The sequence below is a fragment of the Hymenobacter sp. BT18 genome, from assembly GCF_012273015.1.
Lineage (GTDB): Bacteria > Bacteroidota > Bacteroidia > Cytophagales > Hymenobacteraceae > Hymenobacter > Hymenobacter lutimineralis.
The window spans coordinates 4,640,446-4,666,918 of record NZ_CP050954.1 but is presented as its reverse complement, the minus strand read 5'-3'; the positions used below and the strand labels follow the sequence as shown (position 1 = coordinate 4,666,918).

The window sequence follows — 26,473 nt, the reverse complement described above, 5'->3', positions numbered from 1 at the left end:
CCGTAACTCGTGACCTGCCTTGACGTGGAGGTTGTACCTCCACTGTCGGAACGCGGCAAGTTGAAGCCGCACCGCTTGGAGTAGTCCGGGCGGCGCGCTTCGGGCGTGTCGTGGCTTGTTCTAACGGAGGAGGCCCAGCCTCCCGGCATAGTTTTGCATGCGTTACGGCTACGCCTAAACTCGCGCCAGTTTGGGGGCACACAGCAGCATAGGCCTCATAGAAATAAATCGAACCTCCAAAGCAAGCAGATGAAGTTCCCTATTACAGTTATTCTAATCATGGTTTCATTTTCAGCATTGTATAGTTGCCGAAATCCAACAGTTGATAGATACTATTTTATACCAAATAATTACAAAGGCTGGATTAATATTATCTACGAAGCCAAAGGAAAATCTTTCCATAAAACATCCGGAAAAACAGAAATACTTATTTTAACCAGTGACCTAACAAAATACTACATTGAGGGAAAAGGAATGAATGGCTTCTATACCAAAAAATTCTTTTACTATTCAAAGGACAGTCTAACAGAGCTTAAGAGTATAGAAAAAGGTAAAACATTTATTCACGAGCCGTACCATACTTCTATATTAATAAACAATGAATGGCACGCTGTAGAATCATTTTATGTTACAAACAGACCTTTTAACTTCGCCTTGCCAGATAGCCTTACAGAAGTAAACCCACTTGACAATAGTATTCCTGCGATAGTTAATTAACTAACCCGATCCGTGCAGCCGTACCTCGTAACTATCCTTGAGGTAAAGGTACAGCCTCCGAAGCCGCCCGAGCGGCCAGCCGGTGCCGCTCCGCTCGGAGTCGTCCGGGCATCCTAATCGTGCTGTTGGTAGATGCCCAGCCTTCGATAAGGCCAGTCATGAGTTAGACTGCGCTAAACTTGCGTCGGGCAAAGGCACCCGAGAGCACAGCAAGACCCCTCGCAAGCTCTTGGCTCTTTTTCTTGCTCAAACCTGATTTTCTCACCAGTTCTTAGTAAGCAATGATGGGCAAAAGCTTTACTCCGTTCCCGGTTATAAAAACAGCAAGGCTGACTTTGAGGCAACTCAGAAGCAGTGATGACGAAGCAATATTTAGCGTGCGTTCAAACGAGCAGGTAAACAAATACCTTGGTAGAAAGCCCAGCGAATCAATGCAGGATGCCCAGGTCTTCATCCGGGCTATCAATGAAAGCGTTCAACGGAACGATGCCATTTACTGGGCCATTACGCTGGGCGATGATGAGAAACCAGTTGGGACAATTTGCTTATTTAGCTTTTCCGAAGATAATAACACGGCGGAAATTGGCTACGAATTACTACCAGACTTTCAGGGAAAGGGAATAATGCATGAAGCAGCCACAAAAGTAGTTGACTTCGGGTTTAATGACCTTGGGCTAAGCGCTATAGAAGCTCATACGCACTTTGAAAATCAGGAATCAACAAGACTTCTAGAAAAATTGAATTTCACTAGAGAAAGTATTTCTGACGAAAATCTTATACTATTCAAATTAACAGCTAACCTGCGCTCAGCATAACATCCAACGGGGAGGTTTAGCACAATTTTGCCCCGCGCTAGATGCGTAATTGTGACCCATTCCTGACGGGAAGCCCCAGCCGCCCATAACCGCCCCAGCGGCCAGCCGGTACCGCGCCGCGCGGAGTCAATTGGTCAGCGTGGTACCCGTTCTATCTTATCGGACCCTAGAACCAAACCGGCCCGCCCCTCTCTCCGAGGTACGGGCCGGATTCATTTTCTTCCTTCCCTAACCATGCAGGCTTTCCTGCGTCCTCTCCATTGCCTTTCCCACCCGTCCTGCTACTGCGGCTTAAAACGCGCTACGGGACTATACCTTGATTTTATCTATAGTTTTGGGGGTATCAGAACCTATCCTCTCCCCTATGCGCCTTACTCGCTCCTTTGCCTGGTCTCTTCTTCCGTTCACGGTGCTGCTGGCAGCGGCGGGCTACAGCCCTGCTCCTACCGCTGCCTCTGCTCCGGTGGCTAATTTCACCCAAGGCGTTATCACCACCCGCGTATCGTTGCCTGGCAACCCGTATGATAAGCTGCTCAGCCAGGTAGATCCGGCTAAGGGCAACATCCAGGGGCAACTGCAGCAACTGGCCGGGCGCCTCACGGCGGCGGAACAACAGCAGCTTCAAGCCGCAGCGGCCACCCTCAGCCCGGCTTTGACCATCGGGGCCATGATGCTGCCGCGCAAGGGCACCATCTACTGCCGGGGCAAGGAAGCCCGCGCCACCACCGATGCCCTCACCTATCACCTCGAAAACTACTTCAACCTCGCCACCAACAAAGGCCTGCTGCGCATGGCTTCGCAGTCGACGCCTCAGAACGTAAACTACACCTACGATGCCGCCTCAGTGGAAAGAACCTGGCAGAGCATTGTGGTAACGGATGTGGACTACACCCTGCGCACCACACCCGAAACGGTGCTGGTAGCGGGCTACCCCAGTCAGAAGACCACGTACACGCTCAAGCCCGGCGCCGAGGGAGCCAAGCCGGATGGCCCCGGCCAGTTGGGGAACAAGCCCGTTGCCCTGGATGTGTGGACTTCCCCGCAGATTCCGCAGAGCCTGAATTTCGCCCACCCGGTGTACGTCAACCAGGCCCACGGCATCACCCGGCTGGTGGTGTACTTCGATAAGGAGCGTAAGCAGCAGCTGCGGTATGAGTTTGCCACCGTGCAGGTCCGGCCCGTCACCGATCAGGAGCTAAAAGTAGCTACCACGGCACCCGTGCTCGATTATGCCAAAGACGCTATGCAGATTGGGGTGCAAGCCATGGCACTCATGTTCGGGGGCGGCCCCAAAGCATCGGCTGATACCGAGGAGTAACCCAGTCTTTGCGCACGGCTTGAATCCGGTGGCCGGATGCTTACTTTGCGCCGCCCTACCGCACCGACTTCCTTACCTCTCTCTGCAATGGCGCACTCCGCCCATAAGCTACCCTCCTGCGCCAATTGCGGCCACGACTTCAAGGCGGCCGAAAACTACTGCCCCGACTGCGGCCAGCAAAACCACCCCCTCGACCTCTCCTTTGGACACGTAGCCGAAGAGGTGCTCGAAGGCCTATTCCACTTCGATGGCAAGGTGTTCCGCACTATGCGTCAGCTGCTGTTTGCGCCGGGGGCCCTCACGCGCCATTTCTGGGAAGGCAAGCGCGTGGCCTACGTGCCGCCCGTGCGCCTGTATGTGTTCATCAGCTTTGTGTTTTTCCTGCTGCTTTCGGTGGCCCTGCACGCCCCGGAGCACGGCGAAATACGCACGTTGGGCCAACGAGTCCGGCAGACCAGCATCCAGTACCGAGCCGATTCCATACGCCTGGCAGGCCAGCTAGCCTCTGCTGATTCCGTCCAGGTCAAGCGCATGCTGCGCAATACTCGGCACGTATCTGTCCTCAACGGCATCGTGAATACCGATGTGAACAGCGACACTGTGGACTACCGCCGGTGGAATGGCATACTCTACACCCCGCAGGAATGGCGGGAGCTGCCAGAATATTCCTCCGCCCAGCTCGATGAGCTGCTGCGCCGCCACGGCCAGGAACCTTCGTTTCTGGGGCGTTTTATAGCGCGGCAGGGCCGGCGCGTGATGCAGTCGTCGGAGCAGGATATTTCCCATCAGTTCGTACGCGGTATTTCGCTGATGATGTTCGTGCTCATGCCCGTGTTTGCCCTTCTGTTGAAGCTGCTGTACGTGCGCCGCAAGCAGTACTACCTGGCTCATTTGATGTTTGCCATTCATGTGCACTGCTTTGCCTTTTTGCTGTTTTCCCTGATGATGGTGCTGAGCCTGTTTGCCCACGTCCCCTCCAAGGCCGTCCTGCTGGTGCTGCCCCTGCTCGCTGTTTACCTAGCCGTGGCCCTGCGCAAGGCTTACCAGCAGAACTGGCTGAAAACCGCGTTGAAGTTCGTTTTCCTGCTCGGGCTCTACAGCCTTATCATTGCCTTTGGGCTGATGGGGGCGCTGGGGTTGAGCATGGTGCTGGTGTAAGCCTTGCATTGGGCTAAGCCCACACGCAACCAACCAGGGTTACACCGCCTCTGGTCCAGGGCTAAACGTTCAGCTCTACCCCTCTACCATAAGCTGCCGCAGAGCTGACTACGCGCTTACGGCAGCTGCTTGCTCCGCCCAGCGTAGCGTCTCCCGCAGCCAGTCCTCGTAGAGGCGGGCACTGCCCTGGCTTAGGGTGCGTGGCAGCTCGCGCAGGGCAGCTTCAGCTTGGGTGCGGGCCCGCTCCGCGTTACCTTCCAGGCGGGCCAAGGCAGCCTCTACCCGAAACGGCTGCTCGGTGGGCGTGTGGGCGTTGACCACGGCCCGGGCCTGGTAGGTGCGCGCCGCCTGGGCGTCGTGCTCGTAGGCCGCGCTGAAAAACGCGGCCTCCAGCCAGCCGCTGGCTTGCAGGGCCACCGGCTGCTGGTCCAGGTGGGCGCGGTAGCGGGCCAGGTACAGCCCAGCCGCGGCCGGGTCGCCAGCGTCAAGGTGGTATTGGTAGAGGTAGTAGGCCACGTAGGCTTTGTAGGAATGCTCTACCTGAAGGGCATCGGCGGCTTCGAGGGCTGGACGGCTCAACTCCTGGGGGCGTACCCCGGCCATGCTGCGAATGGTGGCCGTGAGCATGGCCACTTCCAGCTCCTGCTTCGGACCCGGGCGACTCAGGTTGAGCAAGCGCATCCCGTCACTGGCAAATCCACCGGCCTGAAAAGGCAGCAGCGTGAAAACAAATAGCAGCACGGAAATGGCTCCGCTCACGGCCACAGCCACAGCCGGCAAGGTGCTTTGGCTGGACACGGGCAGCAAAGCAAACAACCCCAGCGCCAGGGCCGCCCAGAACAAGCTGCCCAGCGGGCCACCCAGCGTAAACACCCGGAACCGCTCGCGCAGCCGCACGTCGTCGGGTGGCACACTCAGGACCAGGCCGCCGGCCGTATTCAGGTTGCGGTTCCACTCAAAGCGCAGGCGGCCCGAGGGCTGGCGGCGCCACATCAGCGGCCCCACCGTCAGCCAGTGTAGCCGGAAGCCCTGCAGGCGCCCAGCCAGGGCGTGCCCCAGCTCGTGCAGGCCCACGGCCACCAGCCACGCTACCGGCAGCAAGGCCAGCAGCCCCAGCACCTGCCCCTTGCTCCAGTGGGCCGTGGCGGGCAGCTTCAGGCCCTGGCGGGCACCCCAGAACCCAATACCTCCACCGAGCGCGCCCAGCGCCAGGCCCAGCAGGAGTGGCTTGAGTTTTTTCATACCAAATGGGTCAGATCGAAATGTGCGAATCAGCGTGGCCTTCCGGCAGCTCCTCAAATATAGTAGCCTCGCTCCTTCTCGCCCAGCAGTATGCCCCAGGTAAAAAGCGGCACCCAGGGTTAACGCCCGGCTCCACCATCCGGCAATTGTATAGCTTTACTGCATGCGTACGGTTATCTCGAAGTGGGGAAATAGTCTGGTAGCGCTGCTACTGGCGCTAGCAGCGTGCTCATCTCCCGATCAGCCTACCGACGTTCCCGGTGCAAGTCAGGATGTGCGCATACGCTACACGGCCAAGCGCATCATCCTGCCCGACCTGCCCCAGCGCGGCCGCATTCTCGACCGCCACGACTCGGTGCTAGTGGATACCCGCTCCCAGTTTCTGCTAAAGCTGCCGCGCCGCTACCCCCTCGACACCCTGGCCCTGGGGGTGCTGCTGGGCTGGGACTCGACCACCGTGCGCCGCCGCATTGCCGAGACCCTGCCCTACCCCGGAGCCCACCCCAGTTCGGGCGTGCAGCTGCGGCTGACCACGGCCGAGGTGGCCCGGGTGCGCCAGGACAGCGCCGCCTGGCCCACCCTTGCCCTCATCCAGCGCCGCCAGCGCATTTATACTTCGCCCGCGGGCGCCCCGGCCCTGGGCTACCTCTACGCCGAGGCCCAGCCTTTTCTGCGCCAGGCCCGGCGCACCAGCCGGGGCCGCTTCTACCGCCTGCGCAACGGCGGCCTGGAAACGTACTACAACGGCCTGCTCAACGGCCACCGCGGCTACCTGCACCCTCTGCTCGACAAGCAGGGCCGGCAGCACGGCTCCTGGGCCAAAGACACCCTCTTCCAGCAAGGCCAGGACCTGCACCTGACCCTGGACGTGAAGCTGCAGGCCTACGCCGAAAAGCTAATGGGCGGGCGCAAAGGCTACCTTGTCGCCCTCGACCCGCGCACCGGCGAAATCCTGGCCTACGTGTCGGCGCCGGTATACCCGGCGGCTACCCTCACAGCCCCCGACCAGGCGGGCGTCCGCGCGGAGCTGCTGGAGCACGAAGACATGCCCTTACTCAACCGCCCGGCCATGCTCGCCAACCCGCCCGGCTCGGTGTTTAAGCTGGTGAATGCGGCCGTGGCCCTGCAGCTGGGCGCCATCACCCCGGCTACCGGCTTCCGCTGCGACCAGTCCCTGGTAAGCTGCGTGCACGACCACCCCAAAGCCAAAACCCTCACCGCGGGCCTCAAGTACAGCTGCAACCCCTACTTCTACCAGGTGATGCAGAACGTTATCAACCACGTGCCCGACTCCCTGGCTCAGGATACCGTGGCGGCCCGTCACCTCAACCTGGCCCAGTGGCGCCGCTACGTGCGCTCCTTCGGCCTGGACTCCGTGCTGGGCGTAGACCTGCCCCGGGAGGCTCCCGGCTTCCTGCCCACGCCCGCGTACTACGATAAAGCCCGCCGCACCCGCCGCTGGACCTACCGCTCCATCTATTCCCTCAGCATCGGCCAGGGCGAAATCAACCTTACCGGGTTGCAGATGGCTAACATGGCCGCCATCGTAGCCAACCGGGGCTGGTACTACACCCCGCACCTGGTGCGCCGTGTTGGAGAACATGGCCCCTTGCCGCGCTTCACCGTCAAGCACCATACCCTCATCGACAGCGCCCACTTTGCGGCCCTCATTCCCGGCATGGTAGCTGTGATGCAGCGCGGGGGCACCGCTGACGCCTCCAGCTTGGCTGACGTGGGCATTACGGTAGCTGGCAAAACCGGCACCGTGCAGAACGACGAGGGCGACGACCATGCTGCCTTCGTGGGCTTCGCTCCGGCTACTAATCCCAAAATTGCCGTAGCCGTGTACCTGGAGAATGGCGGTTTTGGGGCCACTGCGGCCGCACCCTGCGCCGTGATGGTGATGGAAAAGCACCTGCGCGGCTACATCGCGCCCAAGCGGAAGCACTGGGAACGGCGCATCATCAATCGGGCCAAGCAAGACTAGCGCGATTTAGCAGCCCGCCGCTTCCAACTCTACGGTTTGAGGCTGCCCGCTACGTTGAACCGGGCGCGGTACACCACGGTGTCGCCGGGGGCACCAAACGCAATGCGGCGGTTGTCGGCCTGTTGAAGCTCGAACTCGCCGTTAACGGTGAACTTCACCTCCGTAACCAGGTAGCCGGTTCGGGTGGTGACCACGGTGCGGTAGAGGCTACTATCGTTTCCAACTGGTGTGAGAGGCAGGTCCTGGTCCCAGCTCAGGGGGTTGTCGCGGCCCCGCAGGCCTACCTGCTGCACATTGGGGATACCGCGCACATCGAGCAGGTATACCACCGTTTTGTTGTGGGCGGGCTGCACGCAGGCGGGCAGCAAAAAACCCAGGCTGAGCCATAGTGAAAGTCTAGACGTGTTCATGGCGGCGGGGTTTGGCTAGTATATAATCGAGGCCGAAGCGGCCGGAGCCCAGCACCAGCCCGGGCAGAGCGGCCCACAGAAAGCCAGCCGCGGGCAGCGTGTTCCACATCCCCTGCTGGATTTGCTGCATAAAAATGGCGACCAGCATGGTGCAGATAATCAGGAAGGCCGACACCCGGGTACCCAGCCCCAGGGCCAGCAGTAGCCCGCCCACGGCTTCACTAAAGGCGCCCATCCAGGCAAAAAAGCCGGGCAGCACCGCAAAGAGACCACCGTAGGACGCTACGTCGCCGGGAAACCAGAAGGCTACTTCAAACAGCCCCAGGCTGTGGTCGGGCGGGGACCAGGGCAGCCCGAACTTTACGGCCCCAAACTCGAAGGCCAGCAGGTAGCCGCATACCAGCCGGGGCAAGAGCAGCAGCGCATCCTGCCACCAGCGCGGCAGCACGAGAGGTTCAACAAGAAAACGTAGTAGACGGACCATAGAAAAAAGATAAGCGGTGAAGGAAGGACAGGAGCAGGCTTCATGGGCCATGGTGACCGGGAAGTGAGCCAAAGCACGCCAACGGCCGGTGGCCCGGTGCTCCAATTCATATATTGACACTTGCTCCCAGCCGATATGGGACGCATTTCGCGCATTTGCGCCGGCCCTCCTGGCTCAGCCGCTAGCCCCCACACCCTTTTCCCCTTCGCTCCGCCGCAGCTTACCTCTTGCATTAAGCATACAGCGACTTGGCCCTACCTGGGTTTTTCTATGTTTGCAGCATGCTAACCGAAACGTTACGCCGGCTTTTCAGCCGGGACTTACTTCGCCTACAAGAGGAAGTGACTCTTTACCAGAACGAGCAAAACCTCTGGCTAATCGATAAAGCCATTGCCAACTCAGCCGGCAACCTTTGCCTGCACCTTATAGGCAACCTCAAAACGTACATTGGCGCCGAACTGGGTGGGGCGGCCTACGTGCGCCAGCGGAGCCTGGAGTTTTCGGCCCGCTACGTGCCTCGGGCGGAGCTGCTGGCGCAGCTTGCGGAAACCCGCCTGCTGGTTGACCAAAGTCTAGGGCGCTTGTCCGAAGCCGATGTTCAGCAAATCTACCCCCAGGTGGTGTTTGATGCCCCCATGACGACGGAGTACTTTCTGGTGCACCTGGCTACCCACTTGGCTTACCATCTCGGCCAGGTAAACTACCACCGCCGCCTGCTGGACGCGTAAACAGCCAAACAACGGCCGTAGCACGCTTATCGGTGGGGTGGCTCCATTAGTCAGTGCGCTGGACTGTATGGCCAAATCCAGTTTATTTAGCGGTATGAAAGGCTTCTTGTGTGGACTAATGCTTCTGCTGGTGCTGGCGGGAACGGCTACCGGGCAGGATCTGACGGGAATCTGGCAGGGCGTGGAGGTGGATGCCAAAACACCGGAGGCCAACTGGCCAACCGTGCTCCGACTCCAGCGGGGCAAAGGCAGCGGGCTGTTTGGCGTACTCTACCAGGAAGTGGGCGCCCAGCCCGGCACTACCGTTACCTTTCAGGTACGGGCCACTGCCAACGCTAACGGGTTCCGCCTCGAACACCTGCGCAAGCTCAATGAAACGGGCGCCACGCCTTTTAGCTACTGGTGCGCAGGCGCCATCACGTTTACGTATGACGCAGCCCAGGAAAAGCTAACCGGCCGCGCCACCTACGACCCGGTAGGCACTTGCGACCATGGCTCTTTCTCGCTGTATCGGGTGAAGCTGAAATCGGCAGCGTCGGTGCCTGCGGCCACCCAAACGACCATTCGCGTATCGGGCCGGGACGTGCGCTGGTACGCCGACGCCAGCCTAAAACAGCCCCTGACCACGGGTAACACCTACCGCACCAAACTCAGCAAAACCACCACGTTTTACCTAGTGCAGGGCTATTACCGCACCCCCGAAAGCGCGGTAGTGCCTATTACCGTGCGAGTAAACGGTACCGTTGCCACTCAACCCAAACCTGCGCCTTCACCTGCGCCAGATTCCTCACCCGCTCCGGTTTCGCCGCCTGCTTCGGCCACTCCCGATACTACGCGCCCCGCCCCCCTGCTCTCGGCCACGCCCCTGGTGCTGCCCACAGTTTTGTTCCGGCAGGGCACGGCTGAGCTGCTGCCCGGGGCCCAGCCAGCCCTGGCCCAGCTGGCCGCGGAGCTGCTGGCCCGCCCCGACCTCAAACTTCAGGTAGCCGGCCACACCGACCGCCTGGGCGAACCAGAGAAAAACTTGGTGCTTTCGGAGCAGCGGGCCGAAGCCGTGAAAGCCTACTTGGTGAAAGCCGGTGTAGCGCCCGAGCGGGTCAGCACCATTGGCTACGGCGACGCCCGCCCCCTCTACCCCTCTCCCGACGCCCGCAACCGCCGGGTAGAAGTCAATACAATAAAGTAGCCCCTCACGGCCGGGGATGATAAGGAGAAGGGGCCTCCGTAGCTTTCCTCCGGGGTACCCCCAAGAACCAGCCTGGTTGTGCCGAGCGCTGCCGTACTTTGCCAGGCCATTCTGCCAAGCATGAAAGATATTTACAACGACGCTACCTACCTCTCCCACAACCCCACCTGGCACGAGGAGGATGCTCCTTTTAAAGCTGAGCGGATACTTAGCCTGCTGCGCCACCACCCGGTTCCCTACCAAACGGTGGCCGAAGTAGGCTGCGGCAGCGGAGAAATTCTGGTGCAGCTGGCCCGGCACATGCCCCCGGCCACGCAGTTTGTGGGCTACGACATTTCCCTGGATGCCTTGGCCATTGCCCAGCCAAAAGCCACTCCCCAACTGCGCTTCGAGCACCTCGACCTGACGCAGGCTACACTCCCGGCCCCCTTCGACCTGCTGCTGGTCATCGACGTGCTGGAGCACCTCACCGACTATTTCGCCTTTCTGCGCGGCATCGTGGGCAAGGCCCGTTACACCCTGTTTCATATTCCGCTGGATATGTCGGTGTGGTCGTTGCTGCGGGAGCAGATGCTGCTGGAATCAAAAGCCCGGGTAGGCCATATTCACAATTTCACGGAAGACTTTATCCTGAGCGTGCTGGCTGAGTACGGCTTTAAGGTTGTTGCCAAGCGGTACACGGAGCCGGTCTACAAAAACAAGACCCGCAAGGAACACGTGCTGCACTGGCTGCGGGAAGGACTCTACGCCGTGCATCCGAAGTTCTGTACCAAAACCCTCGGAGGGTATTCCCTGCTGGTATTAACCGAAAATCAAGACTATCCGGCTGCGTAAGATTGCATGGCAATATTGCTCTGTTTGTAAGCGCGAAGGAGTAGCGTTCTACTGACACGCATCATAAATTAAGTATGCTTGCATAACAATTCATTCACAACTGCGTATTACCTTTGCAACCAACAAACTGATTTACACAACACTACCTTACTTGCCATGAAAAAGAGCACTGCCGCCGTTTCTTCGCTGTTGTTGCTGGGAGGCCTGGGCTCGTTGGGCCTGCTTGCTGCCCAGGTACGCGACCTGAACCTGTTTTTTGACCTGCACGACGAGGAAGAGCTTCACTTCTGCTAAGCTCTCTTTTGCGCCCCGCTTGCCTCAAACCCCACCTTTCGTGGGGTTTGTTTGGTTTACGGGCAAACAAACCGCTGGTCAGAATCAGCAGCTTACGCCGGGCCTGAAAAAAAAACCGCATCCATTCTCAGCGGTTTTCGGTACTTCACACCGAAGTACCTCTGCGGGGGTGCTTGCACTTGTTTTACTCACCGCCCGTGTAGACGGCCCTGGCCTAATGAAGCCGCCAGCGTAGCCTACACCGGCACAACCTTGTGAATCTATGGATCTGACCGGCTTGAAAGAGCAAATCAGCTACATCATCGGGCGCGATATGGCCCGCAACTTCTCTGAGCAGGGCCTCGATCTGAACGTCGACGTGCTGGCTTCCAGCATGAAGGAAGCCCTGGCCGGCCAGCCCAGCCAGCTCAGCCCCCAGCAAATTGAGGCCGCTATGCAGCAACTGCAAGCCCAGTTTGGCGGCGCCGAATCCGAAGACGATAACCAAGACCCCTCTGCCATGAGCAAGAACAAAGCGGAAGGCGAAGCCTTCCTGAATGAAAACAAAAACAAGCCCGGCGTAACCACCCTGCCCAGCGGCCTGCAGTACGAAGTGCTGACGGAAGGCTCGGGCAAAAAGCCCGGCCCCCGCTCCCAGGTGACCACGCACTACCATGGCACCCTGCTGAACGGCAACGTGTTCGACTCCTCCTACCAGCGCGGGCAGCCCGCCACGTTTGGCGTAAACCAGGTAATTGCCGGCTGGACAGAGGCTCTGCAATTGATGTCGGAAGGCTCGAAGTGGCGCCTCTACATCCCGTCGGACATGGCCTACGGCAAGCGGGGCGCCGGCCGCGACATCGGCCCCGACTCGACGTTGATCTTTGACGTGGAGCTGCTGAAAGTAAACAACTAGTGTATTCGGCCCCGGTTGGCTCAAGCGGCATTTCGCCGCGCTGGACGACTACCAGCACTGCCCAACCGGGGCCTACACGTGCCATGTCTGAGCCGGAACTTACTGCTACTCCTCCGCCCGACCGTGCCCCAGAGCTGCATAGCCCCGATGGCCGGCTGACTTTAAGCCACGACCGGGTGCGCGTACACAGCCAGACGTTTCTGCTGCTGGAGCTGGAACGGGCCGAGCTCCAGCCCGTGCGCTGGCTGCTGTGGTACCTGCTGGGTGGGTTTGTCTTTACGCTAGTTGCGCTGGGGTACCTGCAGTTCTGGCTGCGCACCACGCCCGCCGTCCTTGGGCTTGTTCTGGGAGCAGTCCTTTTTATTATAGGTCAGCGGGGTACCAACCGCCTGCGCCTGTACCGCCTGGCCCGGGAGGCCGCGTATTTTTCCCTGCCCGGCGCCGCCGAATCCTGGCACCCGATTATTGCCGAACTCAACCGCCGCATCCAAGCCCGCCACGACGAGGCCGCGCAGGCGGCAGCCGAAGCCTGGGCCGCCGAAGAAGCCGCCCGGCTGGCGGCGCTACCTCCTTCCCCGCCTGAGGGCGAGTAACCTCTACTGTTCTTTCTGAAAAGGTGCTGCACCACTGCGGCTTCCTTGCCTACCTTTGGGCGCTTTTTCGCATAGCCCCTATTCCACTTTTTGCGCCGTATGAACGACAAACACGGACACTCCGCCATATCCACGGCGGGTTTACTGATTGCGCTGGGCATTATCTACGGCGACATCGGCACGTCTCCGCTGTACGTGATGAAAGCCATTGTGCCCGACGTCATCACCCAGGATTTGGTGTACGGTGGCATTTCCTGCGTACTCTGGACGCTGACCCTGCAAACCACCATCAAGTACGTGCTGCTCACGTTGAACGCCGACAACAACGGGGAAGGCGGCATATTCTCCCTTTATGCCCTGGTAAGGCGGCGTGGGGCCTGGCTGTCGGCCGTGGCCATTGTGGGCGGTGCGGCTCTGCTGGCCGATGGCGTCATCACCCCGCCTATTTCCGTTTCTTCGGCCATTGAAGGCCTGGAAGCGGTGTACCCGGGCATTCCTACCATGTACATCGTTATTGCCATTCTCTGTGGGTTGTTTCTGCTGCAGAGCTTCGGCACCCAGATTGTTGGCAAAGCCTTCGGGCCCATTATGTTTTTGTGGTTTTCGATGCTGGCCGTGCTGGGCGTGTACGGCATTGTGCATCACCCGGAAATCCTGAAAGCCGCCAACCCTTATTACGCCTACAACCTGCTGGTGAACACCCCGGGCGGGTTCTGGCTGCTGGGCGCGGTGTTCCTGTGTACCACCGGGGCCGAGGCGCTATACTCCGACCTGGGCCACTGCGGCAAGGGCAATATCCGCATCAGCTGGATGTTTGTGAAGCTTTGCCTGCTGCTCAACTACTTTGGGCAGGGCGGCTGGCTAATGGCCCACGCCGGTGAAAAGCTGGCCGGCCGCAACCCCTTCTACTCCCTCATGCCCGAGTGGTTTCTGCTCATCGGCATTGGCATTGCCACTATTGCGGCCATCATTGCCTCCCAGGCCCTTATCACGGGCTCGTTTACACTGGTGGCCGAGGCTATTCGCCTGAACATGTGGCCCAAGGTGCGCCTCAACTACCCCACCAATGTAAAAGGCCAGTTGTACGTGCCCAGTATGAACCGCCTGCTCCTGCTCGGGTGCATTGCCGTGGTGCTATACTTCCAGCGCTCCGAGCACATGGAAGCCGCCTACGGCCTGGCCATTACCATCACCATGCTCATGACCACGCTGCTGCTGTCCATGTGGCTGCGGGCCAAGCGGGTGCCCCTGCCCCTGGTGGGGCTGTTTCTAATGGTGTACGGGCTGATTGAAGGTTCGTTCCTGATTGCCAACCTGATCAAGTTCCCGCACGGGGGCTGGGTGTCGGTAGCCATCAGCCTGTGCTTGATTTTGGTGATGTACGTGTGGCTGCGTGCCTACTTCATCAAGCGCCGCCTCACGGAGTTCGTGAAGATTGAGCCGTATATCGACGCCCTGAAGGAGCTCAGCAACGACGAATCCATTTCCAAGTACGCCACCCACCTGGTATTTATGTCCTCGGCCGAGCGACAGTCGGAAATCGAGTCGAAGATCATCTACTCCATCTTCCAGAAGCGCCCCAAGCGGGCCGATATCTACTGGTTCGTGCACGTGGATACCACGGATGAGCCGTATACCATGGAGTACAAAGTGACGGAGCTGGCTCCCGACGACGTATTCCGCATCACCTTCCGGCTGGGTTTCCGGGTGGAGCAGCGCATCAACCTGTACTTCCGCAAAGTGGTGGAAGACCTGGTGCGCAACAAGGAAGTGGATATTACCTCCCGCTACGAATCCCTCAGCAAGCAGCACGTTACCGGCGACTTCCGCTTTGTGGTGCTGGAGAAATTCCTGTCGGTAGAAAATGACTTTCCCTGGGTGGAAAAGCTGGTGATGCAGGCGTACTTCTACATCAAGCAGTTTATTGCCTCCGAAGACAAGTACTTTGGGCTGGACACTTCCTCCGTGAAAGTAGAAAAGGTGCCGCTGGTGATTACGCCGGTGCGGGAAGTGTCGCTGCAGCGCGTGCAGTAGTACCCAAACCATACATAGTAGGCATGCCGAAAAAGCCCCGCTGAGCGTCAGCGGGGCTTTTTCGGCTGCTGGGCAGGGCGTATCCGGCGTAAATGCCAAAGTGTTACACCGGTTTATAGTTGAATTTAAGCAAGATTTTGTTTCCCTTATTCTTTCAACGCTCTTCTCAACCAAACCCACCCCCATGATGCGTAGTCTTACCCTAGCTCCTGCGGCGCTTGTAGCGCTGCTGCTTACCGGCTGTCAGCACGAGGCCGACCAAGCCCGGCTCGAGCCCCAACCCACTGCCGAGCCCACCACGGCCCTGACCAGCCAGCAGCTGGACAACGAAATTTGGACGCAGCTCCGGAAAACAGGATCCTACAACTGGAACCAAGCCCCGGCCAACGTGGTGTGGAGTGCCCTGCTGCGCTCCGACCACGTGCTTTCCGTGGGGTACCAGCCCCTGGGCCGGGAAGGGGCGCACAGCCTGCCCGCCGATGCCCGCCTTCTCCCCCGCTGGGAGGCGGCCCGTCAGCAGGTGCTGGATCTTATTCTGGCCGAGGAACGCAAAACCCAGCCGGACCTGACCCTGGAAAAGCTGCTGGTGTTTGAGCCGAATGCCTTGCCCGTTGTCACGGTCCGTGTGCAGGAGCTTGGCACCATCCGCCGGTTGCGGGCCTCGGGGCTGGTGCGCTACGCCGAGCCCATGGGCTATGAGCCCGGCAGCACCCGGGCCGCCGCGCGCGGCACCGCCTCCACCCTCAGCTCCTCCGGCTGTGGTAGCAACACAGCAACGGCCGGGCTGCTGGAAGGCGCCGACTACACTGTGTTGAGCAATGGCAGCAAGTCCTCCTGGCACCAGGCCGACCAGTACCACGGTATCCGGAGTGCCTGGAGCCAAAGCACGGGCAGCGGCATCAAGCTGGTGGTCATTGATACGGGCTCTTCCGATGCGCAGGAAAACCTGGGCTCGGCCTTCAACCAGGGCCTGAGTTCGGGGCGCACCGTGGAACGCCTCGTTACGCTGCCCCGCAACTCCATCTTCGGCATTCCCTATGGCAGCGCCGAAACCCCGAACGACGGCTGCGGACATGGCACCAGCATGGCCGGGGCAGCCGCGGCTCCGCGCGGTACGGATGGCAACGCTGTGGGGGTAGCCTACAATGCCAACCTGATAACCATCCGGGCCGCCGAGGACGTCTTCCTGGATGCCAGCCGCGAGGTGCAAGGCGTTGCCAACGCCTTTCTGCTGGCCGCCAACCGCGCGGATGTTCGCATCATCAGCATGAGCATGGGGCGCCTAACGTCCTCTTCCCAGATGACGGACGCCATCCGCTACGCCTACGGCAAGGGAAAACTTATTTTCTGCGCCGCGGGCACTTCCTTTGATTGGTCGGCGGGCTGGGTTGGGGTCATCTACCCGGCCTCACTTACTGAGGCCGTAGCCGTAACGGGCGTAAAAGACGACCTGGCTACGCGCTGTGATGAGTGCCACGTGGGCTCCGACGTGGAATTCACCGTGGTGATGCAGCGCCGCAGCAACAACCTGCGCGCTTTAACGCTGGCTCAGAGTGGTGATGCTCCTTCCACCGTGGGCGGCTCATCGGTGGCTACGGCCAGCATGGCGGGCATGGCCGCGCTGGTGTGGGCCCAGTACCCCAACGAAACCCGGACACAAATTATGGGACGACTGGTAGCGGCCAGCAGCAACCGCGCGGCCCGCAGCTCCTCCTTCGGCTGGGGCCGGGTAAATGTAGCCGCAGCCCTGGGCGCGCAGCCGCTTTAACCGCTCCTCCATTGGTTCCCAAGCGGCACGAAAAAGGCCGGCTACTTACGTAGTCGGCCTTTTTGCTTATTGACTGTGGTTCGTTAATTTCGTACGGGCAGCCATTTGTTTAATACCGCTTGCTGCTCGGCCGTGGCATTCCCAGCCGACTCAATGCGGTAGCGCTGGGCGGCGCTGGGCAGCAAGGGAAAAGTAATTTCCTGCACGCGTCCTTCGCGCACGACCAGCATGCGTACCACACTGCCAGGGGCGCGGCCCGTGAGCAGCTTGTTGGGGTCGTCGGAGATACGGCCGCCATCCAGAGCCAGCACTTCATCATTCACGTTCAGGCCGCCTTGCCAGGCGCTGCCGTCGCGGGCTACGGTGCGCACGGTGATTTTTCCGCCGGTAGTGCCAAACTCGGCACCCAGGGCTGCGTCTTGCGTCGCGGGCGTGGTCACCAGCTTCAGTCCGGCATAACCGAGGGTAGTCTGATAGTCCAGAGTCTGCACATCGTACACGCGGGTGCGGAAGAACTCGTCGAAACGACGGCCCGCCACTTTCGCCACGGCATCCTGGAACTCAGCATCGGTAAACCCGCGCTTTAGCTGCTGGTAATAGCGCGTATACAGGTAGCGCATCACGTCGTCGAGGCTTTTCTGGGCCTTGGTTTCGTGAATGATCATCAGGTCCAGCATGGCACCTACCAGTTCGCCTTTGTCATAGTAGCTGATTTCGGAGTTATTGGAGTTTTCGGTCCGGCGGTAGTACTTGATCCAGGCATCGAAGCTGGATTCAGATACGGGCTGCACCTTGTTGCCCGGAGTATTTTCCACCCGCGTAATGCTGTTCGACAGATCGGCCAGGTAGCCTTGGGGCGTATTGTAGCCGGCGCGCTGCACTATCAGGTTCGAGAAATACTCCGTGAAGCCTTCACTCACCCACAGCATGTGCGTGTAGTTCTCGCGGTCATAATCAAACGGGCCGAGGGCCACGGGGCGGATACGCTTGACGTTCCAGAGGTGAAAGTACTCGTGGGCAACGAGGCCTAGGAAACCCTTGTAGCCGGCTTCCGTGCTATAGGCATTGCGCGAAACCGACAGCGTGGTCGAGTACAAATGCTCCAGACCACCCGTGCCCCGCTCAATGTTATGCACGATGAACACGTAGCGGTCCAGCGGGTTCTGGCCCACCACGCGGTGCGCTTCCTCACATACCCGCTGCAAATCGGCCAGCAGGCGGCCCTCGTCGTATTGGGCGGCGCCGTACATGGCTACGGTATGTGGGGTACCGTTAGCCGTAAACTGCAGCACCTTTTGGTTACCGATTTCGATGGGAGAATCGGCCAGTTCATCGTAGGACGAAGACCGGAACGTGAGAGGTACGCCCCCAGCGGCCGGCAGCAAGCTAGTACTCACCTGCGTCCAACCCGGAGCGGGTTGCACGGTGAGGGTGCTGGCCAAGTCTTTGTTTTCAGCAGGGTACATGAATACGCTGGTGCCATTGACGTACCCGTGCGAGGCGTCCAGGAAGCTGGTCCGCACCGACAGTTCGTAGGCATACACGCGGTAGTGCACCTTGAAGTCCTTGGCTTTGGGGTGAAAAACGCGCCAAGTGTTCTTGTTGATTTTCTCGACGGTCAGCTTATTGGCACCGGCGCGGGCCTCAAAGCCTTCTACGTTCTTGGCAAATTCGCGCACCAGATACGAGCCGGGCGCCCATACGGGCAGCTTCACATCGGTGTAGGCTTTGCTGAAGCCACTTAGCTGAACATCAACTTCGAAGTAGTGGGTTTGGGGCGCCGGCATCGCCAGCGTGTAGCGCAGCGTGGGTGCCGCCAGCGTGGCTACTGCGGGCGCCAGCAGCCCAAAGAGCAGGAAAAAGCTAAAGCGAAAACGGTGGAGCATGAAAAAAGGGTAAGAGAGAAGATTGGCTAGCGGACGGAACCAGAACGCCAGGGTTGCAAATTAGGCGGTTTTTTTAGCTCCTACGCGCCTGATGCCTGCCCCGCAGGGCATTTTACGAACCCGCAGCAAAGCTGCGCCGTTAGTTACGCAGGCAGTCGGTCATATCTCGGCGGCCTTTTCCCAATGCGTATTGTATGGAGTGTTTTCTTCGTCCTGGCTGCCGCCATTCTGGGCACCTGGCTGTTCCGGGGGCGTACGTCAGCACCAAAGCAGCTGCAGGAAGCTACCCCGATACAGGTTGTAGCTGAGCGCCGGGCGGCTACTGATACGGCCTTTTTCTTCGCTACGCCCCCTAAACGGCGTGCCAGCCTACCCGCCGGGGCTCCGGCCAAAGCCGATAGTATTGTGCGCTTTGCCCTGCAGCAGCTGGGCACGCCTTATCTATACGCCGGCATCAAACCCGAAACGGGCTTCGACTGCTCCGGCTTTGTGAGCTATGTGTATGCCCGCTACGGCATTATAGTGCCCCATTCTACCGCCTTACTTATTGCTACGGGTCGGGAAGTACCCCGTACCGAAGCCCAGCGCGGGGATATTGTGGTGTTTACGGGCACAGCAAGCACCTCCATTACCCCGGGGCACGCGGGCATCGTGCTTTCTAAAAAGGGGGAGCCTATTCGCTTTATTCACTCGTCATCGGCGCGCCGGGAGTCGGGAGTGAAAATCAGCGAAGTGGAAAACACCGACTATGAGCGGCGCTTCATGGCCATCCGGCGCGTGTTGTAGGGCTTGGAGACCTGGTTTCTCCATTAGCTGCCACTAGTTCGCAGCCTGGCACAAACGAACGATGCCCGGCCGCCTATGCAGTTCCTTCAAAAGGGCTGCTGGGCGAACCGGGCATCTAATCCTTCAAATCTTACCAAGCGGCGAGTCTGGGGTACAGCCCCGTCATCTTTGTGTAAGACCTTGCCAGAATGCGGGAAAAAGCCAAATGGGGCTGTTTTCCGCGCGAAAGCTGTTGTTAAGCGCGTCCGGCGGTGAGGCGGACTACATTCGACAGGCTTGGCAGGATTTGTTTGGGACTACTAGACATTGTGTACCTCCTTTCTTTACGTTCGACATCTCCCCGACCGCGCTTCCCAGCACCTTAGGGCTGCTTGGCCGGAGCCGTAGTACTCACTACTGATTGGTAAAGTTAAAAACCCACCCGAAGGTTCAAAACGAAATAGCCTTTTTTTAGGGTCTTAATGCAATTTTAAGGACAGTCACCTGAGGATCAGCAGCTTTTTTTTTGGCTAGTGACTCTGCGCGCAGGGTTGGTCCCAAACTTGCAAACACCCCACCCAGCAAAGCCCTGGTTTTTGCTTACGTTGTAGTAGAGTTTCCTTATATTTTCCCCAAAACCCATCTTCCCCCTCTTCATGAAAAAAGTACTCTTCCTCTGTCTGGCCCTGGTGTTAGGCCTTTCTTCGCTGGCTTCAGCCCAGAAACTGTCCCCACTAGGTATTTGGACCAACGAGGACAAAAAAGCCACGTTTGAAATCTATCAGTGCGGTAATAAGCTATGTGGCAAGATTGTAACGCTAACCGTGCCTAACGACCCTAAAACCGGCAAACCCAAAACCGACTCCCAGAACCCCGACCCCAAGCTGCGGAACCGTCCTCGCTTAGGCCTCGTGTTCATGCAGGGCTTCGAGTACGATGATGACAACAAATGGGACGACGGTAAAATCTACGACCCGGAAAGCGGCAAAACGTACTCCTGCTACATGAAAATGAATAGCGCCAACAGCATGGAGGTAAAAGGCTACATTGGCTTTTCGCTGATTGGCCGCTCCCAGAACTGGACGCGGGTGAAATAGTCCGGGAACCTTCCCTTCCCCATTTTCGTAGCGACGCTCTGCCCGGGCGTCGCTATTTTTTTATCTTGGCGGGCCCACCCGGTGTCAGCTCACGTTTTATCGGCCAGCTTGTGAAAACGCTTTTGTTCTCTCTGCTCTTATGGGTGGCGGCGGTGGTGCCGGCTGCTTCGCAGCAGTATTCCCCGCTCGGTGTCTGGGCCGATGACCAGGGCGAAACCCACGTGGAGCTTTACCGCTGCGGAGAAGAAATATGCGGCAAGCTGGTGTGGCTGCGCACTGCGGCTACGCCGACGGGCCAGCCCCTCACCGATGCCCACAACCCCGACCCCGAGCGGCGCAGCAAACCTCTGCAAGGCCTCGTGATTATGCAGCATTTTCGCTACGATGGCGAGGAGCGCTGGACCAATGGCAGTATCTACGACCCCACGAATGGGCGCACGTACTCCTGCAACCTGCGCATGCTGCAGAAAGATGTGCTGGAAGTGAAAGGCTACATCGGCTTCTCTTTCATTGGTAGTGCCCACCGCTGGAAACGCCTGCCCTGAGGCGGCCGCGCTAGAATACCTTCTGGATAGAGTAGCTCTGCCCCCGAAACGAGAAGGTGTCGCCCACGGCATGGGGGGCCATGGCCAGAAACAACGGGGAAAAAGGCGACATCACGCAGTATTTCTCCCCCTCAAGCTGAATTTCGCCCAGACTGACGGCAATGAAATACGTGTACCGGTTGGTTACCACCACGGCACCCAGGCCGATGCTGCCAGCCGGCACCGCTATGTCGGGCAGGCGCTGCAGCACCTGCAAGTTGCGCTGTGCCTCCTGCCAGTGGCGGGCAAACAGCTCCCGCTGGATGTGGCAGGCCTCCCGAAACGACTCAAACTTGTCTTCGCTGGCGCTGGGCTGCTCATTGGCACTTTCCTGCGCTTGTTCCATTGCCTGCTGGGCATGATGCACTTTTTGCTGCTGCAGGTGCACACATTCTGCCAGCAAGGCCCGTTTTAGCTGCTGACGGGAGCGTACTGTTGTTGCCATAACTACTTCCTCAGGAAAGGTTGAAGAATGTAAAACGGGGGCAAGTGCACGAGGTTACACTGACATTATAGAAACTATTTTAGCTACTCCATGTTTTTTCCGGAAACACGCTACTCCTTGTCTTCTTTCCTTCAACGTTTATTTCCTTCTCCGGCTACCGACAGCTGGCGCCCCCTGGTTCGCACGGCCAAGGAGGAGCAACGCCATGTGCAGTGGGTACGGGACCAGATGTACTTAAACTGGCTGGAGCCCTACTATAAAGCTTACCACTTTCGCAAAGCCCACCTCTCGCGGACGGGCCTGCGGGTCCAGCTGCTGCAGGAGGATAGCCGGGAAGGCGCCATCCTGTTTTACGACCCGTCTATCGGGCCTGGCAACTTCCGGCACTTCTTCGATTACATTGCCGAGCAAACCCTGCCCCTGGGCTACAATGCCTCTACCTCCGACCAGCGTGTGCGCCATCATCCGGAGTACACGGAAACGGTTCTTAAGCACTTTCTGAAGCCGAAGCCCCGCAGCTGCACTCACACGGGGCGCTGCCAGCAGCATTTCGGCAACGTCGTCGTCGACCTGGTACTCATCAACGGGCAGCCGGGGTTTATCCGTTTTTTCAGCAACCCCTTTCAGGACGAAATTTTTACTACGCCCCGTCCCTTTGCCGAACTGCTGGATACCGTGTTCAACCAGCCGCCCCCCACCGAGGCTACCCAGGCAAGAATCAAAAGCTACTACCGCGCATAAAAAAGCCCGGCCCCTAACAGGCCGGGCTTTTTCATGCGCGCAGTTGTGCGTGCTAGCGGCGCACAAACCGAGCCCGGCGTACCTCATCCCCCTTCTCGGCCGTGAGCGTGAGGTGGTAGAGACCAGGCGCCAGCGCCTGGGTAGTTACCTGGGCCCGGGTAGCCGATATTCCTTGTCGCACCACTACCCGGCCAAGCGCGTCGGTTACTTCGGCCCGCCACTGGCCTGCCGGCAGGTCTTGCACCGCCAGTGACTCCTCGCACGGGTTGGGGTACACCAGCACCGGCCGCGTGGCCGCGTGGCCCCGGGTAGCCAGCACCAGGTTGTCGTTGCGCACTACGGAGCCCGCCCCGTTCAGTACCCACTGGTTGGGGTCCAGCTCTATGCTTACTACGGTGCCAGTGATGGGCACCACAAACTCACTTACGGCCTTGCTTTGGCGCAGCCGGATGGTCTGGCTGCCCGCACTGGTAGTGATGCGGTAGTCCAACTCGGTATCGAAGAAGGGCGTGATGAACGGGGCTGAAACGGTTTCCGTGGTACGAATCTGCAGGTTGCCACCGGCCTGCTTCCACTCGGCCGCAAACGTGGGGTAGCCTTCCCCAGCGTACCATTGGGCAAAGAAGTCCGTCAGGGAGCGGCCCGTGGCCTCCTCAAATATTTTCTGCAGGTCGGAGGTGCGGGCGGTACTGTCGGCGAAGGTAGTCTGGTAGGTGCGCAGGGCGCCGAAGAACTTGGCGTCGTCCTGCACGAGGTAGCGCAGCATATGCACAACGGCGGCCCCTTTCTTGTAGCTTAGCCGGGAGCTGAAGATACGACCCACGCTGGTGGTATCGGGCACCCGTACGGAGCCCCCGGCGCTGGCCATGGCGCGCGTGTGCGCATCGTCCATCCAGAGGCGGGCGGCGGCCGGCGAGGAAAACCGGGCCAGGGACAGGTACTCCCCATAAGAAGCAAAGCCTTCGTTCAGCCAGATATCTTCCCAGGAAGCACACGTCACGTTGTCGCCGAACCACTGGTGAAACAGCTCGTGGGCCGTGAGCGTGAAGGTGAACCGGTCCTGGGTGGTCATGGTCTGGTGCTCCATGCCTCCCCCAATCGGGGCCATGGAGTGGCCATACTTCTCGTCGGCGAAGGGATAGTCGATGATCAGGCTGGAGAAATTTTCGATAAAGCCGGGGGTGCGGTCTATTTCCGTTTTATTGGCGTCCAGCGTGCTCTGGTTATACACATAGTGCAGCACCGGCACTTTACGGCCACTGGCCAGCTGGGCGTAGTTCACGTACTCCACGTAGGGCGATACGGCCACCGAAATGAGGTAGTAGGCAATGGGGTGGCGCGACTTCCACTCGTAGCGGTGCTTGGTGGCGGAGATAGGCGTGACCCGCTCCAATACCCCGTTCGAGCCCACTTTATTAACCTTGGCGGTAGTTACCCACACATCCGAGGAGTCGGCTTTGTCGGTGAGCACCTGCTTGCAGGGAAACCACTCGTAGGCGTTGAACGGCTCACTCAGGCTCCACGTCACGCTGGTCCCGGCTGGGGTCAGGCTGGTATCCAGGGCATTGCCGGCCAGCACTTGGTTGGCGGTATTAGGCGCCGTGCCATGGTAGTAAATGCGCGCGTCGAAGAGCGTGTTGGGGGCTACAGCCGTTTTCAGGGTGGCCGTTACGTCGCCGCTGGCCCGCTGGATACTGGTGGCCTTCTGCTTGTTCACTACCACCGAGTCGATGACGTAAGTAGAGAAAAGCTCGAAAGCCATGGTCTCCAGCGTGGTGTTGCCGTTGCGCGCCCGCATCCACGTATGGCCCGCCACGTTGCGGGAGTTGTTTTCCAGGCTCAGATCCAGCTTGTAGTATTTCACATCGTAGCGGTCCATTTGCTGGCGGTGCGCAATGGTGGTGGCAGGCTGGCGCAGAGCCTGGCGCACGTGGGAAGCGGCGCAGAGGTCGGCGGTACTAACGTTCAGATTGGCAGTGGCGGGGGCGGGCGTAGCCAGCTGCGCCAGGGCCAAGGGAGCAGGCAGCAGCAGGGCCAGCAAATACAGTAGGGTTTGTTTCATGGGTGGGCAGGGGAATTACATCCAGGATATGTGCCGCCAAAATACGCACTAAACTTTCTGGGTTCTGAAAAACCAATGGTGTACCCAGCAGCGGAACCTCTTATCTTGCTTTGTATTCTACCAACTGCAAGGGCATGATTCGACTGATACTGCTGGTGTGGGCTTGCTGCCTGCTGCTACTTCCAGGCCGCAGCTACGCGACACATATTGTGGGGGGCGAAATGGGAATGCAGCACTTGCGGGACAGTACGTACGTGCTCAACCTAGTCGTGTATTTCGATGCCGTGAATGGGGACCCTGGGGCGCTGGATCAGAGCCTGACGGCCGCTATCTACGAGAAAGGCACTAACCGCTTTGTGGAGGAGTTGCCCCTGCCCCTGCTGCAGAATACCCTGGTTGATTACTCAGACCCTGCGTGCTCAAATGCCAGCCTTACCACGCGGCGGCTGATATACGCCCGTGAGCTGGTGCTGCACCGCAAGCAGTATCGCAGCCTCAATGGCTACTATGCTACCGTGGAGCGGTGCTGCCGCAACCGGGTAATTGCCAACATTCAGAACCCCGGCGCCGCCGGGCAAGCATTTCTCGTAGAGTTTCCGGGCGTGGTGCAGGCGAACGGCGAAGCCTTCCGCAATTCCAGCCCCAGTTTATTTCCCCCTCTGAGCGACTACGCTTGCAAAGGGGAGCTGTTCTACTATGATTTTGGTGGCCAGGACCCGGATGGCGACCAGCTGGTATATGAGATGGTGACGCCGCTGAATGGGCACAGCACCTCCGGGGACCCCAAACCCGACCGGCCGGCCTCCGCCCCCTACTCCCTCGTGCGGTGGCGAACTGGCCTGAGCGAGGATAAGCAGATTCCCGGCACGCCCAACCTGCGCATCGATGCCCAGACGGGCCGCCTCGAAGTACTCCCCACGGAGCTGGGGCTGTTCGTTTTTGGCATCAAGTGCTCGGAATACCGCAACGGGGTGAAAATCGGGGAAGTGCGCCGGGATTTTCAGATGCTCATCATCAATTGTCCGCGTAACCAGTCACCCCAGCTGCAGGTAGAGGCCCAGGGCCAGGTGCTGCCGCACACGCCCACGGGCACCCTGGCATTTGCAGCCGGCGAAGCCCGGTGCTTTCAGCTGCGTTTTACCGACCCCGATGCCGCCTCTCGCCTCAAGTTAAGTATGCGGGCCGTCAACTTTTCCGAGAAGCTGCCCACGCCCACCGTCACCACGGGTACTGTCCGCTCGCCGGGCAACCCCGATGTGCTGGTTTCCACGGTGTGCTTTCCCAAGTGTTTCAATACCCAGGGCAAAGTCTACCAGCTCGAATTTATTGTAGCAGACAACGGCTGCAGTCTGCCTAAGCTGGATACTGTCCGCGTAGCCTTCTCCGCCGCCGCGCCGCCCGATCAGCCACCCACCTTACTGACTACGGCGCAGTTGCCGCTGCGGGTGCACCCCGGCGACGTGGTAAACTTTGCCGCCATCGGCCAGGACCCGGACCAGGACCAGCTTAGCCTTACCATGCGGGGCTTGGGCTTTGAGGCCGCTCCGCTGGGCGCCACGCTCGGCCTTACAACGTCCGCCGGAGAAGTGCGTGGAGACTTTTCCTGGACGGTTCCGTGCGCCGCCATCGACCGGGGCCTGCACGAATTTGAATTCCTGCTCACATCCACCTCGGAATGTTACGCCGTCCAGACCCAGCGGCTTGTCATACCCATTGTGGTAGAATACGAAAACGAGGCCCCGGAACTCACTTCTACCTTCCCGACTTCCTCCCCGGTGCCGGAGGCACCGCCGGTAGTTGTTACGCTGCCCCTGGGCGGCATCTACGAGGCTACCCTACTGGGCACCGACGCCGACCCCAATGACCTGACCATGACGGCCGCCGGCAAGAACATGGACCTGGCCAGCATGGGCATGCAGTTTACGCACCAGGATGGCCGGGGCAAAGCGACCGGCACCTTCCGCTGGGAGGCCACCTGCGCCGCCCTGGAGAACCAGCCTCTGGAGGTGACGTTTACCTTGCAGGAAAGCACCTGCCGGCCCCAGCCGCGGCAACAGACGGTACGCTTTGAAGTGTTGCGGCCGGCTTCCCCGGCTTTCCTACCGCCCAATATTTTCACCCCCAACGCCGACGGTAAAAACAACCGGTTTGAACTCGGCAACGTGCTGCCGCCCGACCTCTGCAATAACCGGTTTGGCGACATCAAAATCTTCAACCGCTGGGGTACCCAGGTGTACCGCTCCCAAAACCGCAGCTTCAGTTGGGACGGCGGCGGCCTGCCGGAAGGCGTGTACTATTACCTCATCGAGTTTACCAACAAGACGCGGTTTAAGGGCACCATCACCATTGCCCGGTAAGCGCCAACCTATGATTAAAACAATGCCTCCCCACTCAGCTGGCAGCTTGGGTGGAGAGGCATTGTTTTAATGC

Annotated in this window: 24 protein-coding genes; 18 read left to right on the top strand and 6 right to left on the bottom strand. The window is 59.5% G+C overall.

Going from position 1 to position 26,473, the window contains the following annotated elements:
- The first annotated feature begins 249 nt into the window (after positions 1-249).
- The 4 genes from HER32_RS20030 (at position 250) to HER32_RS20015 (ending at position 4,008) form a co-directional block, all read left to right on the top strand.
- Positions 250-717: a DUF6843 domain-containing protein gene (locus HER32_RS20030; protein WP_168683150.1), complete on the top strand. Its 468-nt coding sequence runs from the start codon at positions 250-252 to the stop codon at positions 715-717.
- A gap of 281 nt (positions 718-998) precedes the next feature.
- Entirely contained in the window at positions 999-1,532 is a 534-nt protein-coding gene (locus tag HER32_RS20025) for a GNAT family N-acetyltransferase (protein WP_168683149.1), read from the top strand.
- 364 nt (positions 1,533-1,896) lie between these two features.
- On the top strand, positions 1,897-2,850 hold the full coding sequence (locus HER32_RS20020; protein ID WP_168683148.1) for a hypothetical protein: 954 nt from the start codon (positions 1,897-1,899) through the stop codon (positions 2,848-2,850).
- 87 nt (positions 2,851-2,937) lie between these two features.
- Entirely contained in the window at positions 2,938-4,008 is a 1,071-nt protein-coding gene (locus HER32_RS20015; protein WP_168683147.1) for a DUF3667 domain-containing protein, read from the top strand.
- A gap of 108 nt (positions 4,009-4,116) precedes the next feature.
- Here HER32_RS20015 and HER32_RS20010 read toward each other — a convergent pair whose 3' ends face one another.
- Positions 4,117-5,250 carry a M50 family metallopeptidase gene (locus tag HER32_RS20010; protein ID WP_168683146.1) on the bottom strand — a complete coding sequence of 378 codons (1,134 nt, stop codon included), beginning with the start codon at positions 5,248-5,250 and terminating at the stop codon, positions 4,117-4,119.
- Between the two features lie 163 nt (positions 5,251-5,413).
- On the opposite strand from HER32_RS20010, the gene HER32_RS20005 reads away from it, so the two are divergent.
- Positions 5,414-7,237, top strand: coding sequence for a peptidoglycan D,D-transpeptidase FtsI family protein (locus tag HER32_RS20005; RefSeq protein ID WP_168683145.1), 1,824 nt, complete (start codon positions 5,414-5,416; stop codon positions 7,235-7,237).
- Between the two features lie 29 nt (positions 7,238-7,266).
- Here HER32_RS20005 and HER32_RS20000 read toward each other — a convergent pair whose 3' ends face one another.
- Entirely contained in the window at positions 7,267-7,647 is a 381-nt protein-coding gene (locus HER32_RS20000; RefSeq protein ID WP_168683144.1) for a hypothetical protein, read from the bottom strand.
- Entirely contained in the window at positions 7,634-8,131 is a 498-nt protein-coding gene (locus HER32_RS19995; protein ID WP_168683143.1) for a DoxX family protein, read from the bottom strand. The genes HER32_RS20000 and HER32_RS19995 overlap by 14 nt, the downstream gene beginning before the upstream one ends.
- Before the next feature lie 281 nt (positions 8,132-8,412).
- Here HER32_RS19995 and HER32_RS19990 point away from each other — a divergent pair, with 281 nt between their 5' ends.
- The 8 genes from HER32_RS19990 (at position 8,413) to HER32_RS19955 (ending at position 16,463) form a co-directional block, all read left to right on the top strand.
- Positions 8,413-8,859 (top strand): DinB family protein, encoded by a 447-nt coding sequence (locus tag HER32_RS19990; protein ID WP_168683142.1) that lies wholly within the window; start codon positions 8,413-8,415, stop codon positions 8,857-8,859.
- Between the two features lie 94 nt (positions 8,860-8,953).
- A complete protein-coding gene (locus tag HER32_RS19985) occupies positions 8,954-10,045 on the top strand; it encodes an OmpA family protein (RefSeq protein WP_168683141.1) in 1,092 nt (363 codons plus the stop codon).
- Between the two features lie 120 nt (positions 10,046-10,165).
- Entirely contained in the window at positions 10,166-10,879 is a 714-nt protein-coding gene (locus HER32_RS19980) for a class I SAM-dependent methyltransferase (RefSeq protein WP_149071613.1), read from the top strand.
- A 156-nt stretch (positions 10,880-11,035) separates the two neighbouring features.
- The gene (locus HER32_RS19975; protein ID WP_168683140.1) at positions 11,036-11,173 is read left to right on the top strand and encodes a hypothetical protein; all 138 of its coding nucleotides are present in this window, start codon (positions 11,036-11,038) and stop codon (positions 11,171-11,173) included.
- A gap of 262 nt (positions 11,174-11,435) precedes the next feature.
- Positions 11,436-12,068, top strand: coding sequence for an FKBP-type peptidyl-prolyl cis-trans isomerase (locus tag HER32_RS19970; RefSeq protein ID WP_168683139.1), 633 nt, complete (start codon positions 11,436-11,438; stop codon positions 12,066-12,068).
- An 83-nt stretch (positions 12,069-12,151) separates the two neighbouring features.
- The gene (locus HER32_RS19965; protein ID WP_168683138.1) at positions 12,152-12,661 is read left to right on the top strand and encodes a hypothetical protein; all 510 of its coding nucleotides are present in this window, start codon (positions 12,152-12,154) and stop codon (positions 12,659-12,661) included.
- Positions 12,662-12,760: 99 nt separating this feature from the next.
- Positions 12,761-14,695, top strand: coding sequence for a KUP/HAK/KT family potassium transporter (locus HER32_RS19960; protein WP_149071610.1), 1,935 nt, complete (start codon positions 12,761-12,763; stop codon positions 14,693-14,695).
- A 184-nt stretch (positions 14,696-14,879) separates the two neighbouring features.
- Positions 14,880-16,463, top strand: coding sequence for a S8 family peptidase (locus HER32_RS19955; RefSeq protein WP_168683137.1), 1,584 nt, complete (start codon positions 14,880-14,882; stop codon positions 16,461-16,463).
- A gap of 83 nt (positions 16,464-16,546) precedes the next feature.
- On the opposite strand, the gene HER32_RS19950 is transcribed toward HER32_RS19955, so the two are convergent.
- Positions 16,547-18,349, bottom strand: a complete 1,803-nt coding sequence (locus HER32_RS19950; RefSeq protein WP_232066322.1) for a M61 family metallopeptidase — start codon at positions 18,347-18,349, stop codon at positions 16,547-16,549.
- A 183-nt stretch (positions 18,350-18,532) separates the two neighbouring features.
- On the opposite strand from HER32_RS19950, the gene HER32_RS19945 reads away from it, so the two are divergent.
- The 3 genes from HER32_RS19945 to HER32_RS19935 all read left to right on the top strand — a co-directional run bounded on the left by HER32_RS19945 (position 18,533) and on the right by HER32_RS19935 (position 20,756).
- Positions 18,533-19,135, top strand: a complete 603-nt coding sequence (locus HER32_RS19945; RefSeq protein WP_168683136.1) for a C40 family peptidase — start codon at positions 18,533-18,535, stop codon at positions 19,133-19,135.
- Positions 19,136-19,770: 635 nt separating this feature from the next.
- Positions 19,771-20,211, top strand: a complete 441-nt coding sequence (locus tag HER32_RS19940) for a DUF2147 domain-containing protein (protein ID WP_168683135.1) — start codon at positions 19,771-19,773, stop codon at positions 20,209-20,211.
- Positions 20,212-20,321: 110 nt separating this feature from the next.
- A complete protein-coding gene (locus HER32_RS19935; RefSeq protein ID WP_168683134.1) occupies positions 20,322-20,756 on the top strand; it encodes a DUF2147 domain-containing protein in 435 nt (144 codons plus the stop codon).
- Between the two features lie 10 nt (positions 20,757-20,766).
- Here the strand turns inward: HER32_RS19935 and HER32_RS19930 are convergent, their stop codons facing one another.
- A complete protein-coding gene (locus tag HER32_RS19930; RefSeq protein ID WP_168683133.1) occupies positions 20,767-21,240 on the bottom strand; it encodes a hypothetical protein in 474 nt (157 codons plus the stop codon).
- Positions 21,241-21,357: 117 nt separating this feature from the next.
- On the opposite strand from HER32_RS19930, the gene HER32_RS19925 reads away from it, so the two are divergent.
- On the top strand, positions 21,358-21,981 hold the full coding sequence (locus HER32_RS19925; protein WP_168683132.1) for a hypothetical protein: 624 nt from the start codon (positions 21,358-21,360) through the stop codon (positions 21,979-21,981).
- Between the two features lie 52 nt (positions 21,982-22,033).
- On the opposite strand, the gene HER32_RS19920 is transcribed toward HER32_RS19925, so the two are convergent.
- The gene (locus HER32_RS19920) at positions 22,034-24,043 is read right to left on the bottom strand and encodes a M1 family aminopeptidase (RefSeq protein ID WP_168683131.1); all 2,010 of its coding nucleotides are present in this window, start codon (positions 24,041-24,043) and stop codon (positions 22,034-22,036) included.
- Positions 24,044-24,177: 134 nt separating this feature from the next.
- Between HER32_RS19920 and HER32_RS19915 the strand changes: the two genes are divergently transcribed.
- On the top strand, positions 24,178-26,400 hold the full coding sequence (locus HER32_RS19915; RefSeq protein ID WP_168683130.1) for a gliding motility-associated C-terminal domain-containing protein: 2,223 nt from the start codon (positions 24,178-24,180) through the stop codon (positions 26,398-26,400).
- Positions 26,401-26,473: the final 73 nt, after the last annotated feature.